Source organism: Streptosporangium sp. NPDC000396 (assembly GCF_042898655.1).
Lineage (GTDB): Bacteria > Actinomycetota > Actinomycetes > Streptosporangiales > Streptosporangiaceae > Streptosporangium.
The window spans coordinates 105821-121191 of record NZ_JBIAZA010000026.1 but is presented as its reverse complement, the minus strand read 5'-3'; the positions used below and the strand labels follow the sequence as shown (position 1 = coordinate 121191).

Genomic DNA, 15371 nt, shown 5'->3' with positions numbered 1-15371 from the left:
GCCTCCAAAACGATCTCATCGCCCGGCGATGCGTGGAGGCCGTGACGCCGGCCGCACCGGCTGTGGCCACGACGGCGCCCAGCGACCGCCGACGACGGTACGGAAGTCCCCTCGCCCCGGGACCTCCTGCCCTATGCAGGTGGAAGGGCTCGGACCAGATTGGAAGGGCAAGCTGACGGGAGGTGATCACCATGATCACTCTAAGTATCATCAAGGCCGACACCGGGGGGTTCGTCGGGCACTCGGCCGTGCACCCCGACATGATGGCCGAGGCCCGCCGTGAGATCGACCGGGCGACGACCTCCGGGCTGCTCGTTGACGGCCACGTCGCCAGCTGCGGCGACGACATCTCGCTCATCATGACCCATACCTATGGCATCGACGCGGGGCTCATCCACTCCTTCGCCTGGGACACCTTCCAGGCCACCACCCATATCGCGAAGGAGCTCGGCCTGTACGGCGCGGGCCAGGACCTGCTGTCGGACGCCTTCTCCGGCAACCTGCGCGGCATGGGCCCCGGCTACGCCGAGTTGGAGTTCGAGGAGCGCCGCTCCGAACCGGTCCTGTGCTTCCTGGCCGACAAGACCGAACCGGGGGCCTGGAACCTGCCGCTGTACAAGATGTTCGCCGATCCCTTCAACACCGCCGGCCTGGTCATCGACGAGAAGATGCACGCCGGCTTCGGCTTCGAGGTCTACGACCTGTACGAGGAGAAGCGCATCGTCTTCGACTGCCCGGCCGACCTGTACGACATGCTCATGTACATCGGCGCCCCGGCTCGCTACGTGATCCACGGTGTCCGCTCCAAGACCCTCGGCGAGACCGCCGCCGCGACCAGCACCCAGCGGTTGTCCCTCATCGCCGGAAAGTACGTCGGCAAGGACGACCCGGTGATGATCGTGCGCTGCCAGTCCGGCCTGCCCGCCGTCGGCGAGGTGCTGGAGCCCTTCGCCTTCCCGTATACGGTCGCGGGGTGCATGCGCGGCTCACACCACGCGCCGTTCCTGCCGGTTCCGATCGAATACGCGCACCCGTCCCGATTCGACGGCCCACCGCGCGTGGTCGCCCTGGGCTTCCAGATCCACGACGGCAAACTGATCGGCCCGCGCGACATGTTCGACGACCCAGCCTTCGACCGGGCACGCGAACAAGCGAACGAGATCATGGACTACTTCCGCCGCCACGGCCCGTTCGAACCGCACCGGCTGCCACTGGAGGACCTGGAGTACACCACCATGTCCGCCCTCACCAAGAAGCTGGCACACCGCTGGACCCCGATGACCACAGAGATCGCGACACCTGTGGGGTGATCGGCACGGCCGATCCAGTCACACCGACCCGGCCGCCACGTGACCGGACCTACCGCATGCGCGGGGGCACAGCACCGCGGACGCCCATCCGATCGGAGGTTCCTCCCATGGAAGCCAAGCAATGGACCGTGCAGATCTATATCACCGAAGAAGGCGACGACACCTCTGCCCGAGCGATCCTGTCCACCCGGGACAGAACCCACCTGGTCGGGGCTGGCCACGCGCGTCGCAACCCGGCCGACGAGCCGGTGCCCGAGATCGGCGACGAGCTCGCGGCCGCCCGCGCGCTGACCGACCTGGCGAACAGACTGCTCACCGTCGCATCGGAGGACATCGCCCAGTTCACCGGGCCCACGTCATGGTGAAGGCCCCTCACACCGTGCCACCGGGATCAACATGACCGGGACGTCGGCGCCGGCCACGGTCCTGCGGACGGTTCGCGCTCTTCCCTCCTCGACGCGTTGTGACCATCCCAGCGCGATGAGATCCACATGCTCCGTGGCTGCCGCATTCACCACTTCCTCCCCGGCGACTCCACTGCGAAGCTCCAGGCGCACCCCAGGATGCGCACAGTGACGGGCCAGGAACTCCTCCTCCCATGCCTGCCGGGCGTGTGCGGCCTGATCCCAGAAGCGGGGAACGGTGTTCTCGTCGAAGACGTGGAGAACCACCAGGTCGACGCCGGTGCGCGTGAACAGTTCCGCTGTCTCGGTGACGGCGGCCGCGGCTTCGGGAGAGCCGTCCAGCGGCAGAAGCACCCGAGAGATGGTCTTATGGGGCATCTTCAGAGAAGGGGGCAGCAAAATGACCGGTTTAGTGGATCGGCGCACGACACGCCAGGAAGTGGCCCAGGATGGGGCATCTCCGGCGAGGACGCCAAGAAGCGTGCCCGCCCGTTCGAGCTCGTGGAGCGCCGCTGTTGCGGCGTCCTGCGTCCTGGAGCCGACGGCGAGATGAACCTCTTGGACGTCTGCATGCAGGACCTCCGCCACCGCTTCGGCGATGCCGCTTACGTCAGCGGCTTCGCCTACGTCGTCTACAACGGCCAGCACGTGTCTCATATCCACCTCCCCGCGTTATCCGTCCTGCCATAGCAGGCGGGCAGAGCCTGCCACGTACTGCGGATCACCGGCGCCCAGCCGTACCTGCAGCGCTCCGTCGATTCGGACGTCGACCGCCTCGCGTGTGATGTCCAGCCGTACACGATGCCCCAGGCAGCGAAATCGCAGGCCAAGGCTTCCCCACGCGGTGGGAAGTCTCGGGTCGAGGCAGAGAGTCCCGTCGCTTACCCGCGCTCCTGCGAAGCCCATGAGCAGTGCCTGCCAAACGCCACTGAACGTGGCCATGTGCAGACCAGTGGCGGTGGTCCCGGTCAGATCGTCAAGATCGAGCACCAGCGCGGTGCGCAGCAGACATAGCGCCTCATCGGCACGACCTGCCTGGGCGAGCAGGCACGCCGTGATCGCCGGCGAGAGCGAGGAGCCGTGCGCGGTACGGGGGCCGTAGAAGTCGAGGTTCGCCTTCAGCGAGCCTGCTTCGATCTCCTCTGGCACCAGGTGGTGAAGCATGAGGACATCGGGCTGTTTGATGATCTGCGTGGCGGCCACCCGCTCACGGCCGAGCAGCAGGTCGGCGGCCACCGGCGGGACCGCGACCTCCGCCATGGTCAGCGACTCTAACTGGAAATAACCCGCGAATTGCTCATATTTACCCGATAAGGGGTCATAGCCATCCACTAGACGATCCGCGAGCACGCGCCACCGGCGCCCCTCCTCACAGTCAGGGCCGGCGAGATCAGCTGCCTGCCGTAGGTTCCACCGGACCATCACATTGGTGAACGCGTTGTCCGTCACCGCCTCGTGATATTCATCCGGCCCGATCACGCCACCAATGTGCACCTTTCCGTCGTCATCCACCTGGCAACGCGACGCCCAGTATCGGGCGGTCTCGATCAGAAGGGGGCGTGCAGGTCCGGTCAGGAATCCACGGTCACCGCTCCACCGCGCGTAATGGACGGCCGCCCAGGCGACATCGGCGGTGATGTGCTCCTCCATCTGTCCGGTAAGGACAGGGACGGCTTCACCGCCCAGATGCCCGGACACGGGAGTCACGTCATCGCCCGTGGCCGCGGATTCCCAGGGGAAACGCGCGCCCGAACAGCCCATTCCGACGGCACGTGCCCGTGCCGCAGCCAGGCGGTGGAGCCGGTAGGTGATCATCGCCTTGGCCGCGGCGGGATGCATGCTGACTACGGCGGGCAGCACGAACACATCGGCGTCCCAGAAGACATGACCGGCGTAGGCACTACCCGACAGTCCTCGCGCACCGACGGCCGCCTCGTCACGGCCGTCGACGTTGCTCCAGAGCTGGAACAGCGCGAACCGCACGGCGAGCTGGGCGGCGGGGTCGTCGGGAATGCGGACGTCCACCGCCTCCCAGCGAGCAGCCCACGCCGCCCGCTGCTCGGCAAGCAGCCAGTCGAACCCGAGCCTTTCAGCCGCCTCCAGTGCCGCGACGGCATCATGCAGCACCGGCTGCCGGGCAGGATCGGCCGCGTACGCGGCGATTCGCTCCAGGGTGCGCACCCCGTAGTCACGGCCCATGCGCTGGGCCGCCACGGCGGCTATACCCGCCCGGCCGCCAGAGACGCGCGCCCAGTCGTGATCACCGATCCGGCCCTCGGCGGCCTGCCCTTCGGGAGACGGCTGCAGCGGCGATCCCGCATGCAGCCTCCCGATCTCCGCTTCGGCGCGCATCGCCACCACGCCCGGACGGCTCACGCACACCAATCGCAGCGTCCGCAAGGGAGGGGTGTGGCCGGTCTCCTCCCGTGCCATCACGCCGCTGCGCAGGTCAAGCACCCGGAGATCCTTCTCAGGAGGCGATCGGAGGGCGAGTCCGGTCCACTGAGGGCCCGGCAGCAGATGCTGCCCGGCCCCCGTCCCGGTGTAGATCCCTGAGGCGAGCGTCAGCGGAACCGATCCTGAGGCGAATTCCTCCACTGACCCGCGAGTCGCGAGCCCTCCAGCGCCGATTGTGAACAGCGTCTCGGTCACGCGCTGCCGCGATGGATCCCTGCCCGTCTCGTGGATCGCCCAGGTGGGATCGTCGTCCACCATGGGAACCCGCCGGTGCCGTCTGCGCCGCACCTGCTGGTCGAGCACGCGGAGCAACATGACCGACCCTCCGCCCAGATGTACCCCGTTCGGGGGTAGCCAGGCGATCTCGGACCCGACCGACACCACCGTCGCCCGCACCGCCTCCGGGATCAAAATGATCGCGTCACTCGGATTCACACAGCCGGGCGGTCTGAAACGATCACCAATGATCAAGACCAGCCCCGCGCCGATCCCACGTTCGGCCAAATACGTAAGAACCACCCGCATGGAGCCGGATCTGTCGTTCAGCCCGATCTCGATGTGCCCGTCATCAGTGCTGGTGATCTTGACGCACTCGATCCCGGCTTCCCCCGCGGCGACGACGGCCATCTTGACGGCATCGGCCAGATCCCCGGCAGCGGCCCCGCTCAACCGCGAGATCCCAGTCGGCGACAATGTCCCGGCGTGGTCCTGCGATGGACCCCGGAGAAGGCCGATCCGGCTCCGGACCGGCCCGCGGGACACACCGTCGACGATCAGTCCGCGTTCCACCAGCCGCTCGACGATCAGGCTGGCGGCGCGGTCCAGGACCCCTTCTTCCTCTGGCTCCACTGTCCGCTGCCACCTCAGTCGGGGACCCTTTTCGCAGACCTCGTACAGCTCTAAACCACCGCTCACGCATAACCACAGGCGCCCTGGGCCATCTGGCCGGACACGCAACCGCCCATCGACCGCATCAAGGTTCCCATCACTCATCACGACGACATCGACGCCGACGGCGCAAAGCTTGACCACGCGGCGACGAACCGGTGCGGCGGAAGCCCCTCGCGACACCCCGGTCGCGCACCAGTCGAACATCACCGCCTCGAACATGCGATCACGCAACCGGCAATCTGAAGTGTCCATCAATCCCCCCGTCCATTCAGCTCGAAGACCGAACCGCTTCCTGCCTTCCCCGCGATCGCCGCAGCGATCTCGCCTCCCATCGCCACGACCGCCTCCCGGACTCTTCACGCCAGGCAAATGGACAGCACAGAAATGAAGGCACCTGCCGAGCGGGGCGTCAAAACCGGCGGTCCCGTCCGGTGAAACGGGTACACCGTCTTAGCGACGGCGAGCCTTAGGGACTGTACGGCTTTCGGCCATGTCACCCTCTCCGTTCCGAGCGGGACCGTTATCCGAAGATCGGATTCTCCGGGCCGGCCCTTCAGTTCCCCGCATAGGTGCGCGTCGTTTACAGGTTTTCTCGCTCATCGCCACGGAGGGCAGGGTCCTGCGCCTTCTGAGGAAGGGGACTTTCGTCCTTTCCCTAACCGCCTGAGCTGCGGACCTCCGGTGAGCACAGCCTGGCTCAGCTCAACCACGGCGTCAGGACGAAAGCCACAGCTTGCGAGGACATCTGGCACTTGGCCGGCGCCCCGAGCCGCCGGAAGGCTGGGGAGGGAGAAAAAGGGAGGGAAGAGCCATGAAGGCAGAGGTTGGGGATCGGTTGATCGTTGAAAGCACCCATCTGGGTGAGCCACGCCGCATCGGCATCATCACCGCGTTGCACCACGCCGACGGTTCGCCACCGTACGACGTGCACTGGCTTGACCAGGAACACGAGGTCATGATCTTCCCGGGACCGGACGCCCGCATCGAGCATCGGAACACAGGGCCTGAAACATCCTGACCAGAGCGCCGACACGATCACCGTCAAGGAGTCGTTCCCGCGGTGGTGTGCCTGGCATGCGGGTTGGCATGGTCTTCATGCCAGGTGGCCATCGTGGTGAATTCGATTGGATGATCCCGTTTCTTGGTGTCGGCGTTCTCAGCCACACGTAATCCCGATCACAGGCAGGCGTCAAATGACCAATGACGATCAGAGCCAGGAGTTCGCCATCCGCTACATACATGACGACGAAGACCTGCGACGCGAATTCGATCATCAGCTTGCGCTGTTCCTGCGCGGCCAGCGCGCTCATGACCGCTGGAATATCACCCCCTTGGTGGACACCCTCGACCGACTCGGCCAACAGATCCCGAGCGTGCACGTACGGCTGCGCCACCGACCCGCACAGATGGAGCTTCAAGTGTCCCTCGAATTCGGTCTTCCGCCCGTCCCCGACGCAACACGCACCCGCCCTTCGACCTCCTAAAGGTTGTTCGTTCATCACATCGGAAGACGTCTAACGAGCGCGCGGCTCCGCAGGCCAGGAGTGGGAGCGCGGTGATCTCCTCAACAGAAGCTTTGGACAGTTCCGCGGTGAGAAGGCGTCGGCCGTGGTCGTAGATACTCGACGGCCTCACTCAGCAGTGGGGCGTCTTCGTGCTGCTCGTGGAGCTCAAGGAATCGAGCTGCCGCAGACGACGCAGCGGGCGATGGCCCGCCAGGCCGAGGCCGAGCGCGAGAAGCACGTGAAAATTATCGCGACCGAGGGCGAGGCACTGTCCGCTGGAAGGCTTGCCGAGGCCGCCGACGTCATCGCCGACCACCATGAGATCTTCGCACTCAGCAAGTGAACAGCCCGGAGAAACAGGCACCCGCCGAACGGAGCGTCAGGGCCAACGGTCCCGTCCCTCGAAGCGGATACGCCGTCTTGGTGACGGCGGATCTTGTGACCTCTCGGCCACCACTACATCTCCGCTTTCCGAACGGGACGCCCTCCGGAGATCGGACTCTCCGGGCCGGCCCTTCGGTTCCCCGCATCGGCGGGTGTCGCTTACACGTTGTCACGCTCACCACCACGGGGGCAGGGTCCTCCGCCCCCTGACGGGAGGGCCTTTCGTCCCTTCCACCAGAGCCTGCCACCGCCGGACCATCGTCTCCTTCCGGCGGAAGGCCGACCCACCAAGCGGCCGCCGACCAGCAGCATCTTCGCCGCTCCGCAGAATCGCTACGGACGACCTTTCCCTCCCCCGGTGACCGGCCTGCCACAGCGCAGGGGCCGAGCACCTCTTTTGCCGTCATGAGACCTCCTGTTCGACCGCGCCGATCTGAAGCCCTCCGGCGGCACTTGCCACCGATGACATTCGGCCCGGTGATCAGCGACCTTTAGCCCCTATTGGGGCATTACTCCAGGTGATGAGCTCAAGCAATGGGACCGACATGGTGGAGGTGAATAATGGTCCGGCTGAGCGACTTCCTTGAGCGGTTCCGCCCCACTGGGGTGCCGGGCGCCGCGGCGCCGACCGGAGTTCCGGCCGACTACGCCGCCGACCAAACCGCCGAGCTGGACCTTGTCTTCTCCGCTCTCGCCGAGGTGCAGGCCACATGCGCAAGCGAGCGTCTTCGCTCGAAGCGCCGCGCAGAGGAGACACGGGAACGCGCCCGTGCCCAGGCCGCGGCCATCATCTCGGCGGCCCGGCTGGACGCGGGGGCGGAAAAGGCGCGAGTCTCGGCCCGCACTCGGCAAAAGAGCGACAAGGAGAGTTTGACCAGCGTACGGAACGCCGGCCTTGCTGCCGACGGCATTCGCAGACGGTCTGCGGCTCGAATGCCTGAGGAGGTGGCACGGGTGGTCACCATGGTCAGGTCCCTGGCCGGCGATCTGCCATGACCGCCGCCTGGGTCGCCGGATCGACACGGGCCAGGGCCCTTGTCCGCCGGAGAGCGGGGCTCGCAACCGCCCGGCGAATCGCCGCCTGTGACTCTCTCGACGAGGCGGTGGCCGTGCTGGCCGACACCTCCTATGGACATGACGTGAGGCGCGGCCAGAGCCTGCCCGAGGCCCAGTGGGCAGCCCTCGCCACCCTGCTCTGGCATCTGCGCGTTCTCGCCGGCTGGCTCCCTCAGGAGGGTGGCCAGATAGTGCGCATTCTGGCCCGATGGTTCGAACTCGCCAATGTGGACGAGCTCATGTACCGGCTCACCGGCCGGCAGGATGAACCCGAGTTCGCCCTCGATTCCATGGGCACGGTGTGGCCGCGGCTACGGCAGTGCACCTCTCTCGCCGAGATCCGGGCGACGCTGACCGCTTCTCCGTGGGGGGATCCAGGCGGTGACAGCCGTCGCGATATCCAGCTGGGCATGCGTCTCGCCTGGGCCGTGCGAGTGGCCGATGCCGTTCCGTCAGCCAGGTCATGGGCCTTGAGCGCGACGGCGCTACTGGTTGCCCGTGCGTGCTACTCCGAAGGCCATGATCTCTCTGCCGGGGCGCGTGATCGCTGCCGGATCCTCCTGGGTACCGGCACGCTCGATGCATCCTCGATCACCGAGATGGCCGAGCGGCTTCCCTCAGCCGCCCGTTGGGCATTGCGAGACATCAAGGACCCCCGAGAGCTGTGGAGGGGTGAGGAGCGCTGGTGGAAACGGGTGGAAGAGGAGGGCCGCGGCCTGCTGACCGGCTCGGGCTTCTCCATAGGCCCGGTCCTGGGCGCCGCAGCCGTCCTCACCGCGGACGCGCGGCGGGTCCGCGCTGCCCTGGAGCTGGCCGCACGGGGAAGTAACGGCGATGAACTCACATGACCGGATCCACGGGAGAAAGCGACGATGACCTGGCGTGACGCTCTTCAGCCGGTCCGCATGGAGCGGATCGCCATCGTGGCGCCGGAGGACTCGCTGAACAAGGTGCTGACACTGGTCGCAGATGCGGGGGTGGTGGAGTTCTCCACGCCACCGGATGCGTCGTTGGAGGTCGTGTCGAAGACAGCCGTGGTCCGCGACGGCGTCGCGGCGCTCGCCGGTTGGATGCCCGCGATGTCGATCCCCGAGTTGTCGGACCGCGTGGCACCCATCGGCGGCGCCGTCGTGCCACTCGCCCGGCCTCGAGGCCTTGAGGCGCCCTCCCTTCTGCGGTCGAAGGGGTTGCGGCGTTCCCTGTCGCCACTCGTCGCCACCTACGGGACGGTGCCGTACTCCGACATCGACCCCACCCCGCTCGCCGCTGCCGCCTACGTTCTGATGTTCGGCATGATGTTCGGCGATGTCGGGCACGGGCTGCTGTTGCTCGCCACCGCGGCGGGGCTATTCTTCCGCCGCCCGAGGTGGCTGGCGCGATTCCATCGGGCCTGGCCGTTCGCCACCGGCGCGGGCCTGACGAGCGTGTTCTTCGGCCTGCTCTACGGTGAGTGCTTCGGGCCGACGGGCCTTGTCCCGGTGCTGTGGCTGGAGCCGCTCGCCCACCCGCTTCCCCTCCTTCTCGCCGCCCTCGGCGTGGGGACTCTGCTGCTCGGCTCCGCCTATCTGCTGGGCATCGTGAATCGGTGGCGCGAAGGCGGCTGGCCGGTCGCGCTCTACTCTCCCGCCGGGATCGCCGGTGCGGCGGTGTTCACCGGATCCGGGCTGGCGCTCGCCGGGTGGTATTCCCGGCTCACCTGGCTCGCCGGGATCGGCAGCGCGATCGCGGCCGTAGGTCTCTTCCTGGCCTTCATCGGGTTCCTGGCCGAGGCAGGCGGTGGGGCGAGCGGGATCGCTCAGGCCGCCATGCAGCTTTTCGATGTGGTCGTGCGGCTGGGCGCGAACCTCGCGTCGTTCGCCCGGCTCGCCGCCTTCGGCCTCACCCACGCCGCCATCGGCTCCGTCGTCTGGCAAGGCACCACTGGACTGTGGCACGACGCCCCGGTCGCCGCTACAGCGGTCTTCATCCTGGGCAATGCGCTCGCACTCACCGTCGAGGGGCTCGTGGTCGGCATCCAGGCCCTGCGCCTGGAGTACTACGAGCTGTTCTCCCGAGTCTTCCAGGCCGAGGGGCGACCGTTCCGCCCCTGGCACCTTCCGCTCGCATCCGAGGAGGCGGTTTCATGTCCGTCTGGATCAGGCGAGGCCTGCACGCCGTCAACGCCACCATCGCGCTCGCCGCTCTCAGCCTCCTCATCTGGGCCCTGACCTCCGACACCGCCCACAGCACGACGGCGGCCCAGGAGGCGACCGGCAACTGGGCGGCACTGCTCGGGGCGGCGGTCGCGGTCGCCGGCTCGGCGATCGGTGCCGGCGTCGCCGTCGCCTACACCGGAGCAGCTGCGCTGGCCGCGATGAGTGAGAGACCCGAGCTGTTCGGCCGCGCCATCGTCATCGTCGGTCTGGCCGAAGGCATCGCGATCTACGGGCTTATCATAGGCATCATCCTCATCGGACGGGCATGACGGCCATGGCAACCATAGCTGTCATCGGTGAGGCCGCCCGCGTGGCGGGATTCCAGCTGGCGGGGGCACTCATGCTTCTGGCCGAGGACGCCGAAACAGCACGTACGGCATGGCGGACCCTCGATCCCGACGTGGCTGTGGTGATCCTCACTCCGAAGGCGGCCATCGCCATCGGCGAGGTGTCCGGTGGACCGCTGACGGCGGTGATGCCGACATGATCGCGACTCGCGACGCGCTGGCACCGGTGATCGACGCCCTGCTCCGGCGGACGCGGGCGGACGCCGCGGCGATCGCCGCCACGGCGGAGAAAGAGGCTGCCGAGATGATCGCAGCCGCCCGGCGGGAAGCACAGGCCATACTTGCCGAAGCCCGTGCGAGCGGAACCGCGGAGGCACAGGCATATGCGACCACGGAGCGCATTCGCGCCCGGCGTCACGCTCACAGCGTGGAACTCGCCGCCCGGCGGGAAGTCCTGGAGGAACTGCGCAGGCGTGCGGTGACGGCGGTCAGGAGGCTACGGGAGGATCCCTGCTATCCCCGGCTGCTCGAGCGCTTGGGCGAGCTGGCCCGTGAGGCGGGGGGCGAGGGCCTGGTCGTGAGCGAGCATCCCTATGGCGGCGTGGTCGCCGAGGGGCAGGGCCGTCGCGTCGACTGCACGCTCGATGCGCTGGCCAGCCGGGCCATAGACGCGCTCGGGGGGGAGGTAGAGCGGCTATGGGCACCGTGACGCGGATCAACGGGCCACTGGTCGAGGCCGAGGGCCTGGCGGGCGCGGCGATGTTCGAACTGGTGAGTCTCGGGCCTCACGGGCTACCCGGGGAGATCGTCTCCTTGCGAGGCGGTCAGGCGACGATACAGGCCTACGAATACACCGGCGGGCTGTCTCCGGGTCATTCCGCCGATTGCCGGGGAGCTCCCCTGTCGGCCTTGCTGGGGCCGCATTTGCTGGGCGGGGTGTTCGACGGGCTACTCCGCCCGCTCACCGATGCGGGCGTGTGGCTGGATCCGGTCGCGCCCGCGCCCGTGCACAGCGCCCGCGCCTGTCGGTTCACTCCGCTGGTTGAGAAGGGGCACGAGGCGAGGCCGGGCACGGCGATCGGGAGCGTCGAGGATGCGGGCTCGCTGCCCTATCTGGTGCTCTCGCCGGGGGGCGAGGTGTCCGCGATCCGGCCGGCAGGCGTCTATTCCCCAGATGTCCAGGTCGCGGTCGTCGGCGGCGTCAAGGTGACGCTGGTACGCCGTCAGCCGGTGCGGCATGCCCTGCCGTACGCCTCTCGCCTGGAGGCGGTGGTGCCTCTCACCACCGGCCAGCGGGTCATCGACCTGCTGCTGCCGGTGTCCCTGGGCGGTACGGTGGCTGTGCCCGGCGGGTTCGGCACAGGTAAGACCGTCCTTCTCCAGCAGATCGCGAAGTGGTGCGAGGCCGATGTGGTCGTGTACATCGGTTGCGGGGAACGTGGCAACGAGATGGCCGACGTCGTCGCCGAACTCGGCGACCTGACTGATCCGCGCACCGGCGGACGGCTCGGGGACCGAACCGTGGTGATCGCCAACACCTCCAACATGCCGATGATGGCGCGTGAGGCCAGCGTCTACACCGGCGTCACGGTTGCTGAGCACTTCCGTGACATGGGCTATGACGTGGTGGTCATCGCCGACTCGACTTCCCGGTGGGCGGAGGCGCGCCGGGAGTTCGCCTCCCGCAGCGGAGCGCTCCCCGCCGAGGAGGGCTATCCGGCTGATCTCGCCTCGGCCCTCGCGGCCTTCTACGAAAGAGCGGGACGGGTCACGACGCTCGGCGGCGCTACGGGGTCGGTGACGATCATCGGTGCCGTCTCGCCTCCAGGCGGCGACATGACGGAACCGGTCACCACGCAAACCGAGCGGTTCGTGCGTGCCCTGTGGGCACTGGATCGTGATCTCGCCTATGCGCGCCACTACCCTGCCGTTTCCTGGGGTGGATCGTTTTCACGTGACGCCGACGCCCTGGTGGCCGGAGCCCCAGATAGCGCGGCGCGGCGGGCGCGGGTGGCCGGTCTGCTCGGCGAGGCCGACCGGCTGGCCACGCTGGCCGAACTGGTCGGGATCAGAACCCTACCCGCCCGCGAGCGTGTTGTTCTGCTCGGCGGGCGTCTGCTACGTGAGGGCTTCCTCCAGCAGAGCTCGCTTAGCCCCCTTGACGCCTTCTGCCGACCTGAACGCACTGCCATGCTCGCCGATGCGCTGCTTGCGATCGTCGGGCGGTGCCAGAGTCTCGTCGAGCACGGGATGCCGGTCGCCTCGATTGAGGAGCGCGACTTCTCCCCGATTCTGCGCGCCAAGGACGCCCCCGAAGCGGAGATCGCGACGCGACGCGACATGGTGCTGGACGATCTGGAGACACTGCGATGACGACCTGGGCTCCCGTGGAGTACACCGACGTGGCGGAGCTGCGTGGTCCACTGGTCGTGGTCCGGGGCACGCGAGGCGTCGGCTGGGATGAGTACGCGTCGATCGAGCTGGAGTCGGGTGAGCGCAGGCACGGCCTCGTCCTGGAAGTCGACCGCGACCTGGCCGTTGTACAGGTGCTCGAAGGCACCGCGGGTGTCCGGGCCGAGGGGACACGAGTGACCTTTACCGGAAGCCCGCTGCGGGTTCCGGTCGGGGCGGGCTGGCAGGGGCGGGTCTGCAACGGGCGCGGCCAGCCACTCGACGGCGGGCCTCCTGTCTTCGGTACGGTGGATGCGGCGGTGACCGGTTTCCCTCTCAACCCCACCCTGCGCGAGCCTCCCGCCGATCCTGTGCTGACCGGAATCTCCGCGATCGACGCGCTGACCACGCTGGTCCGTGGTCAGAAGATCGCCCTGTTCTCCTCCGGCGGACTGCCGCATTTGGAGCTGGCCGCCCAGGTGGCCGCCCAAGCCCACACCGGCGGCGCGCCGTTCAGCGTGGTCTTCGCCGCCATGGGCCTGACCCACGCCGACGCGGCAACGGTACGCGACACACTGGAGGAGCGTTCGTCGGCAGGCGAGCTGACGCTGCTGCTCAACCTCGCCGACGACCCTGTGATCGAACGGCTGCTCACCCCACGACTGGCCCTGACCGTCGCCGAGTACCTGGCCTTCACCGTGGGGCGCCATGTCCTGGTGGTGCTGGCCGACATGACAAGTTACTGCGAGGCGTTGCGCGAGGTGTCCGCCGCGCGCGGCGAGATCCCCGCCCGCCGGGCCTATCCCGGCTACCTCTACAGCGACCTCGCCTCCATCTACGAGCGCTGCGGCCGGGTACGGGGACTGCCCGGCTCGGTCACCGTATTGCCGGTGCTCAGCATGCCTGCGGGCGACATCACCCATCCCGTGCCCGATCTCACCGGGTACATCACGGAAGGGCAGATCCTGATGACCCGCGATGTTTCCGGCTATCCGCACATCGACCCGCTCTCCTCTCTCTCGCGGATGATGCGGGCGGGAGTCGGCAGGGGACGAACCCGGCCCGAGCATATGGACCTGGCCGCGCAGATCCTGGCCGCCCTGGCACGCGCGCGGCAGGCCAGGGAACTCGCCGAGTTGGTCGGGGAGAGCGCGCTCAGCATCACCGACCGCCGCTACCTGGCCTTGGCGGAGGCCTTCGAACTGCGGCTGCTGGCACAGCGGGGCGATGAGTCCCGCTCGCTGGAGGAGACCTTCGACCGGGCCTGGCAGGTCGTCTCCGTGCTGCCGCGGCGGGAACTGTCCATGCTCACCCCCGAAACGCTCGATGCCGGCTACCGGGAGGAGTCATGACGCTTCGGGTTCCGCCCGGCCGGGCCGGGCGGATGTGGCTCCGGCATCGTCTGACCGCCGTGCGGCGCGGGCTGGGCCTGCTCGACCGCAAGCTACGAATCCTGCGGCAGGAGCAGGAACGCCTCACTCTCCTCATGGCACGCACCGGGGAGGAGTGGGAGTCGGCATGCCGGGCTGCCGACACCTGGCTGCTGCGTGCCACGCTACTCGGCGGTCAGCGAGCCGTCCGGCTCGCTGCGGACAACCGCCTCACCCAGATACGCGTGGACTGGACCGACGCCATGGGAACAAGCTATCCGGGCCGCTCCACCTGCCTGCTGCCCGAACTCGACGGATCGGCTCCGCTACTGGTCACCGCCGCCCTCGTCCCAGCTCGGGAGGCCTACCGCGCCGCTCTGCGCGCCGGCCTGGAGCATGCGGTCGTCAAGGAGGCCGCACGGATCGTGACAACGGAGGCGGCGACGACAAGCCGCCGGATCCGCGCCCTCCGAGACCGTCTCCTCCCCCGTCTTGAGGGGGCGCTGGCCACCGTGGAGTTGTCCCTCGACGAGATGGAGCGATCCGACGGTGCCCGAGTGCGCCGCGCGATCGGCTCCGGGACGGAGAACACCCATGATCACTCGAATCCTGCTCGCGGTTGATGACTCGCCAGCCGCCATGGCCTCCGCCCGCCACGCGATCGAACTCGCCGCCTGCCTGGGGGCTCGGCTCCACGTGGTGACCGTGGTCCCCGACCATTCGCTGAGCAACCTGGTCACCCGCATGGGGTCGCATCCCGGCGTCCACGAACGCCGGGACCAGGCCGCCGAGGCCATACTCGACCACGTGGTCCGTCTGGCCCGCGCCTCAGAGGTGGAGGCGGACGCGCACCTGCTCGAGGGCGATGCCGCGCGCCGTATCCTCGCCGAAGCCCGCTCGATGCATGCCGACCTCATCGTCGTCGGCAGATCCGAGGGGCTCGACCGTTCGACGACCGCGCACATCCTCGAGTTCGCCGGGCAACCCGTCTTGGTCGTTCCTCCGGAGGTCCGCTGAGTCGGCACCTGGCAACCGCCATCGCCGCCGAGTAATGCTTGAGACCGTGGATCGGGCGGGAGAGGAACACCTTGCCGGGACTCGACCCGGCCAGTCTCCGCTGC

General features: G+C 68.1%; 17 protein-coding genes. 15 read left to right on the top strand and 2 right to left on the bottom strand.

The window, feature by feature from the left end; genetic code table 11:
* The first annotated feature begins 191 nt into the window (after positions 1-191).
* A complete protein-coding gene (gene fbp / locus ACFY2X_RS34390) occupies positions 192-1310 on the top strand; it encodes a fructose-1,6-bisphosphate aldolase/phosphatase (RefSeq protein ID WP_389946864.1) in 1119 nt (372 codons plus the stop codon).
* 107 nt (positions 1311-1417) lie between these two features.
* Positions 1418-1675 (top strand): DUF1876 domain-containing protein, encoded by a 258-nt coding sequence (locus ACFY2X_RS34385; protein ID WP_389946862.1) that lies wholly within the window; start codon positions 1418-1420, stop codon positions 1673-1675.
* On the opposite strand, the gene ACFY2X_RS34380 is transcribed toward ACFY2X_RS34385, so the two are convergent.
* Positions 1667-2371: a universal stress protein gene (locus tag ACFY2X_RS34380; RefSeq protein WP_389946860.1), complete on the bottom strand. Its 705-nt coding sequence runs from the start codon at positions 2369-2371 to the stop codon at positions 1667-1669. The genes ACFY2X_RS34385 and ACFY2X_RS34380 overlap by 9 nt on opposite strands.
* Positions 2372-2386: 15 nt before the next feature.
* Entirely contained in the window at positions 2387-5020 is a 2634-nt protein-coding gene (locus tag ACFY2X_RS34375) for a glycosyl hydrolase family 65 protein (protein ID WP_389946858.1), read from the bottom strand.
* A gap of 853 nt (positions 5021-5873) precedes the next feature.
* Between ACFY2X_RS34375 and ACFY2X_RS34370 the strand changes: the two genes are divergently transcribed.
* The 13 genes from ACFY2X_RS34370 to ACFY2X_RS34310 all read left to right on the top strand — a co-directional run bounded on the left by ACFY2X_RS34370 (position 5874) and on the right by ACFY2X_RS34310 (position 15267).
* Complete coding sequence (locus tag ACFY2X_RS34370; RefSeq protein WP_389946856.1) at positions 5874-6080, top strand: DUF1918 domain-containing protein; 207 nt, start codon at positions 5874-5876, stop codon at positions 6078-6080.
* 175 nt (positions 6081-6255) lie between these two features.
* On the top strand, positions 6256-6546 hold the full coding sequence (locus ACFY2X_RS34365) for a hypothetical protein (RefSeq protein ID WP_389946854.1): 291 nt from the start codon (positions 6256-6258) through the stop codon (positions 6544-6546).
* Positions 6547-6703: 157 nt separating this feature from the next.
* Positions 6704-6910: a hypothetical protein gene (locus ACFY2X_RS34360; RefSeq protein WP_389946852.1), complete on the top strand. Its 207-nt coding sequence runs from the start codon at positions 6704-6706 to the stop codon at positions 6908-6910.
* Positions 6911-7512: 602 nt separating this feature from the next.
* Positions 7513-7947: a hypothetical protein gene (locus ACFY2X_RS34355; RefSeq protein ID WP_389946851.1), complete on the top strand. Its 435-nt coding sequence runs from the start codon at positions 7513-7515 to the stop codon at positions 7945-7947.
* Positions 7944-8855 (top strand): hypothetical protein, encoded by a 912-nt coding sequence (locus tag ACFY2X_RS34350; RefSeq protein WP_389946849.1) that lies wholly within the window; start codon positions 7944-7946, stop codon positions 8853-8855. Before ACFY2X_RS34355 ends, ACFY2X_RS34350 begins: the two co-directional genes overlap by 4 nt.
* Before the next feature lie 24 nt (positions 8856-8879).
* A complete protein-coding gene (locus ACFY2X_RS34345) occupies positions 8880-10214 on the top strand; it encodes a V-type ATPase 116kDa subunit family protein (RefSeq protein WP_389946847.1) in 1335 nt (444 codons plus the stop codon).
* Positions 10130-10471 carry an ATP synthase subunit C gene (locus ACFY2X_RS34340; RefSeq protein WP_389946845.1) on the top strand — a complete coding sequence of 114 codons (342 nt, stop codon included), beginning with the start codon at positions 10130-10132 and terminating at the stop codon, positions 10469-10471. The genes ACFY2X_RS34345 and ACFY2X_RS34340 overlap by 85 nt, the downstream gene beginning before the upstream one ends.
* Before the next feature lie 5 nt (positions 10472-10476).
* Positions 10477-10689: a V-type ATP synthase subunit F gene (locus ACFY2X_RS34335; RefSeq protein WP_389946843.1), complete on the top strand. Its 213-nt coding sequence runs from the start codon at positions 10477-10479 to the stop codon at positions 10687-10689.
* Positions 10686-11198, top strand: coding sequence for a hypothetical protein (locus ACFY2X_RS34330; RefSeq protein ID WP_389946841.1), 513 nt, complete (start codon positions 10686-10688; stop codon positions 11196-11198). The genes ACFY2X_RS34335 and ACFY2X_RS34330 overlap by 4 nt, the downstream gene beginning before the upstream one ends.
* Positions 11186-12862, top strand: a complete 1677-nt coding sequence (locus ACFY2X_RS34325) for a V-type ATP synthase subunit A (protein ID WP_389946839.1) — start codon at positions 11186-11188, stop codon at positions 12860-12862. The genes ACFY2X_RS34330 and ACFY2X_RS34325 overlap by 13 nt, the downstream gene beginning before the upstream one ends.
* Positions 12859-14232 (top strand): V-type ATP synthase subunit B, encoded by a 1374-nt coding sequence (locus ACFY2X_RS34320; RefSeq protein ID WP_389946837.1) that lies wholly within the window; start codon positions 12859-12861, stop codon positions 14230-14232. The genes ACFY2X_RS34325 and ACFY2X_RS34320 overlap by 4 nt, the downstream gene beginning before the upstream one ends.
* Positions 14229-14873: a V-type ATP synthase subunit D gene (locus ACFY2X_RS34315; protein WP_389946835.1), complete on the top strand. Its 645-nt coding sequence runs from the start codon at positions 14229-14231 to the stop codon at positions 14871-14873. The genes ACFY2X_RS34320 and ACFY2X_RS34315 overlap by 4 nt, the downstream gene beginning before the upstream one ends.
* The gene (locus tag ACFY2X_RS34310) at positions 14845-15267 is read left to right on the top strand and encodes a universal stress protein (RefSeq protein ID WP_389946833.1); all 423 of its coding nucleotides are present in this window, start codon (positions 14845-14847) and stop codon (positions 15265-15267) included. The genes ACFY2X_RS34315 and ACFY2X_RS34310 overlap by 29 nt, the downstream gene beginning before the upstream one ends.
* The last annotated feature ends 104 nt before the right edge of the window (positions 15268-15371 follow it).

Coding starts and splice junctions, on each gene's coding strand:
- ACFY2X_RS34330 (WP_389946841.1), top strand. CDS start 10,686: ATGATCGCGACTCGCGACGCGCTGGCACCGGTGATCGACGCCCTGCTC.
- ACFY2X_RS34310 (WP_389946833.1), top strand. CDS start 14,845: ATGATCACTCGAATCCTGCTCGCGGTTGATGACTCGCCAGCCGCCATG.
- ACFY2X_RS34385 (WP_389946862.1), top strand. CDS start 1,418: ATGGAAGCCAAGCAATGGACCGTGCAGATCTATATCACCGAAGAAGGC.
- ACFY2X_RS34340 (WP_389946845.1), top strand. CDS start 10,130: ATGTCCGTCTGGATCAGGCGAGGCCTGCACGCCGTCAACGCCACCATC.
- ACFY2X_RS34370 (WP_389946856.1), top strand. CDS start 5,874: ATGAAGGCAGAGGTTGGGGATCGGTTGATCGTTGAAAGCACCCATCTG.
- ACFY2X_RS34335 (WP_389946843.1), top strand. CDS start 10,477: ATGGCAACCATAGCTGTCATCGGTGAGGCCGCCCGCGTGGCGGGATTC.
- ACFY2X_RS34350 (WP_389946849.1), top strand. CDS start 7,944: ATGACCGCCGCCTGGGTCGCCGGATCGACACGGGCCAGGGCCCTTGTC.
- ACFY2X_RS34320 (WP_389946837.1), top strand. CDS start 12,859: ATGACGACCTGGGCTCCCGTGGAGTACACCGACGTGGCGGAGCTGCGT.
- ACFY2X_RS34365 (WP_389946854.1), top strand. CDS start 6,256: ATGACCAATGACGATCAGAGCCAGGAGTTCGCCATCCGCTACATACAT.
- ACFY2X_RS34355 (WP_389946851.1), top strand. CDS start 7,513: ATGGTCCGGCTGAGCGACTTCCTTGAGCGGTTCCGCCCCACTGGGGTG.
- ACFY2X_RS34315 (WP_389946835.1), top strand. CDS start 14,229: ATGACGCTTCGGGTTCCGCCCGGCCGGGCCGGGCGGATGTGGCTCCGG.
- ACFY2X_RS34345 (WP_389946847.1), top strand. CDS start 8,880: ATGACCTGGCGTGACGCTCTTCAGCCGGTCCGCATGGAGCGGATCGCC.
- fbp (WP_389946864.1), top strand. CDS start 192: ATGATCACTCTAAGTATCATCAAGGCCGACACCGGGGGGTTCGTCGGG.
- ACFY2X_RS34380 (WP_389946860.1), bottom strand. CDS start 2,371: ATGAGACACGTGCTGGCCGTTGTAGACGACGTAGGCGAAGCCGCTGAC.
- ACFY2X_RS34325 (WP_389946839.1), top strand. CDS start 11,186: ATGGGCACCGTGACGCGGATCAACGGGCCACTGGTCGAGGCCGAGGGC.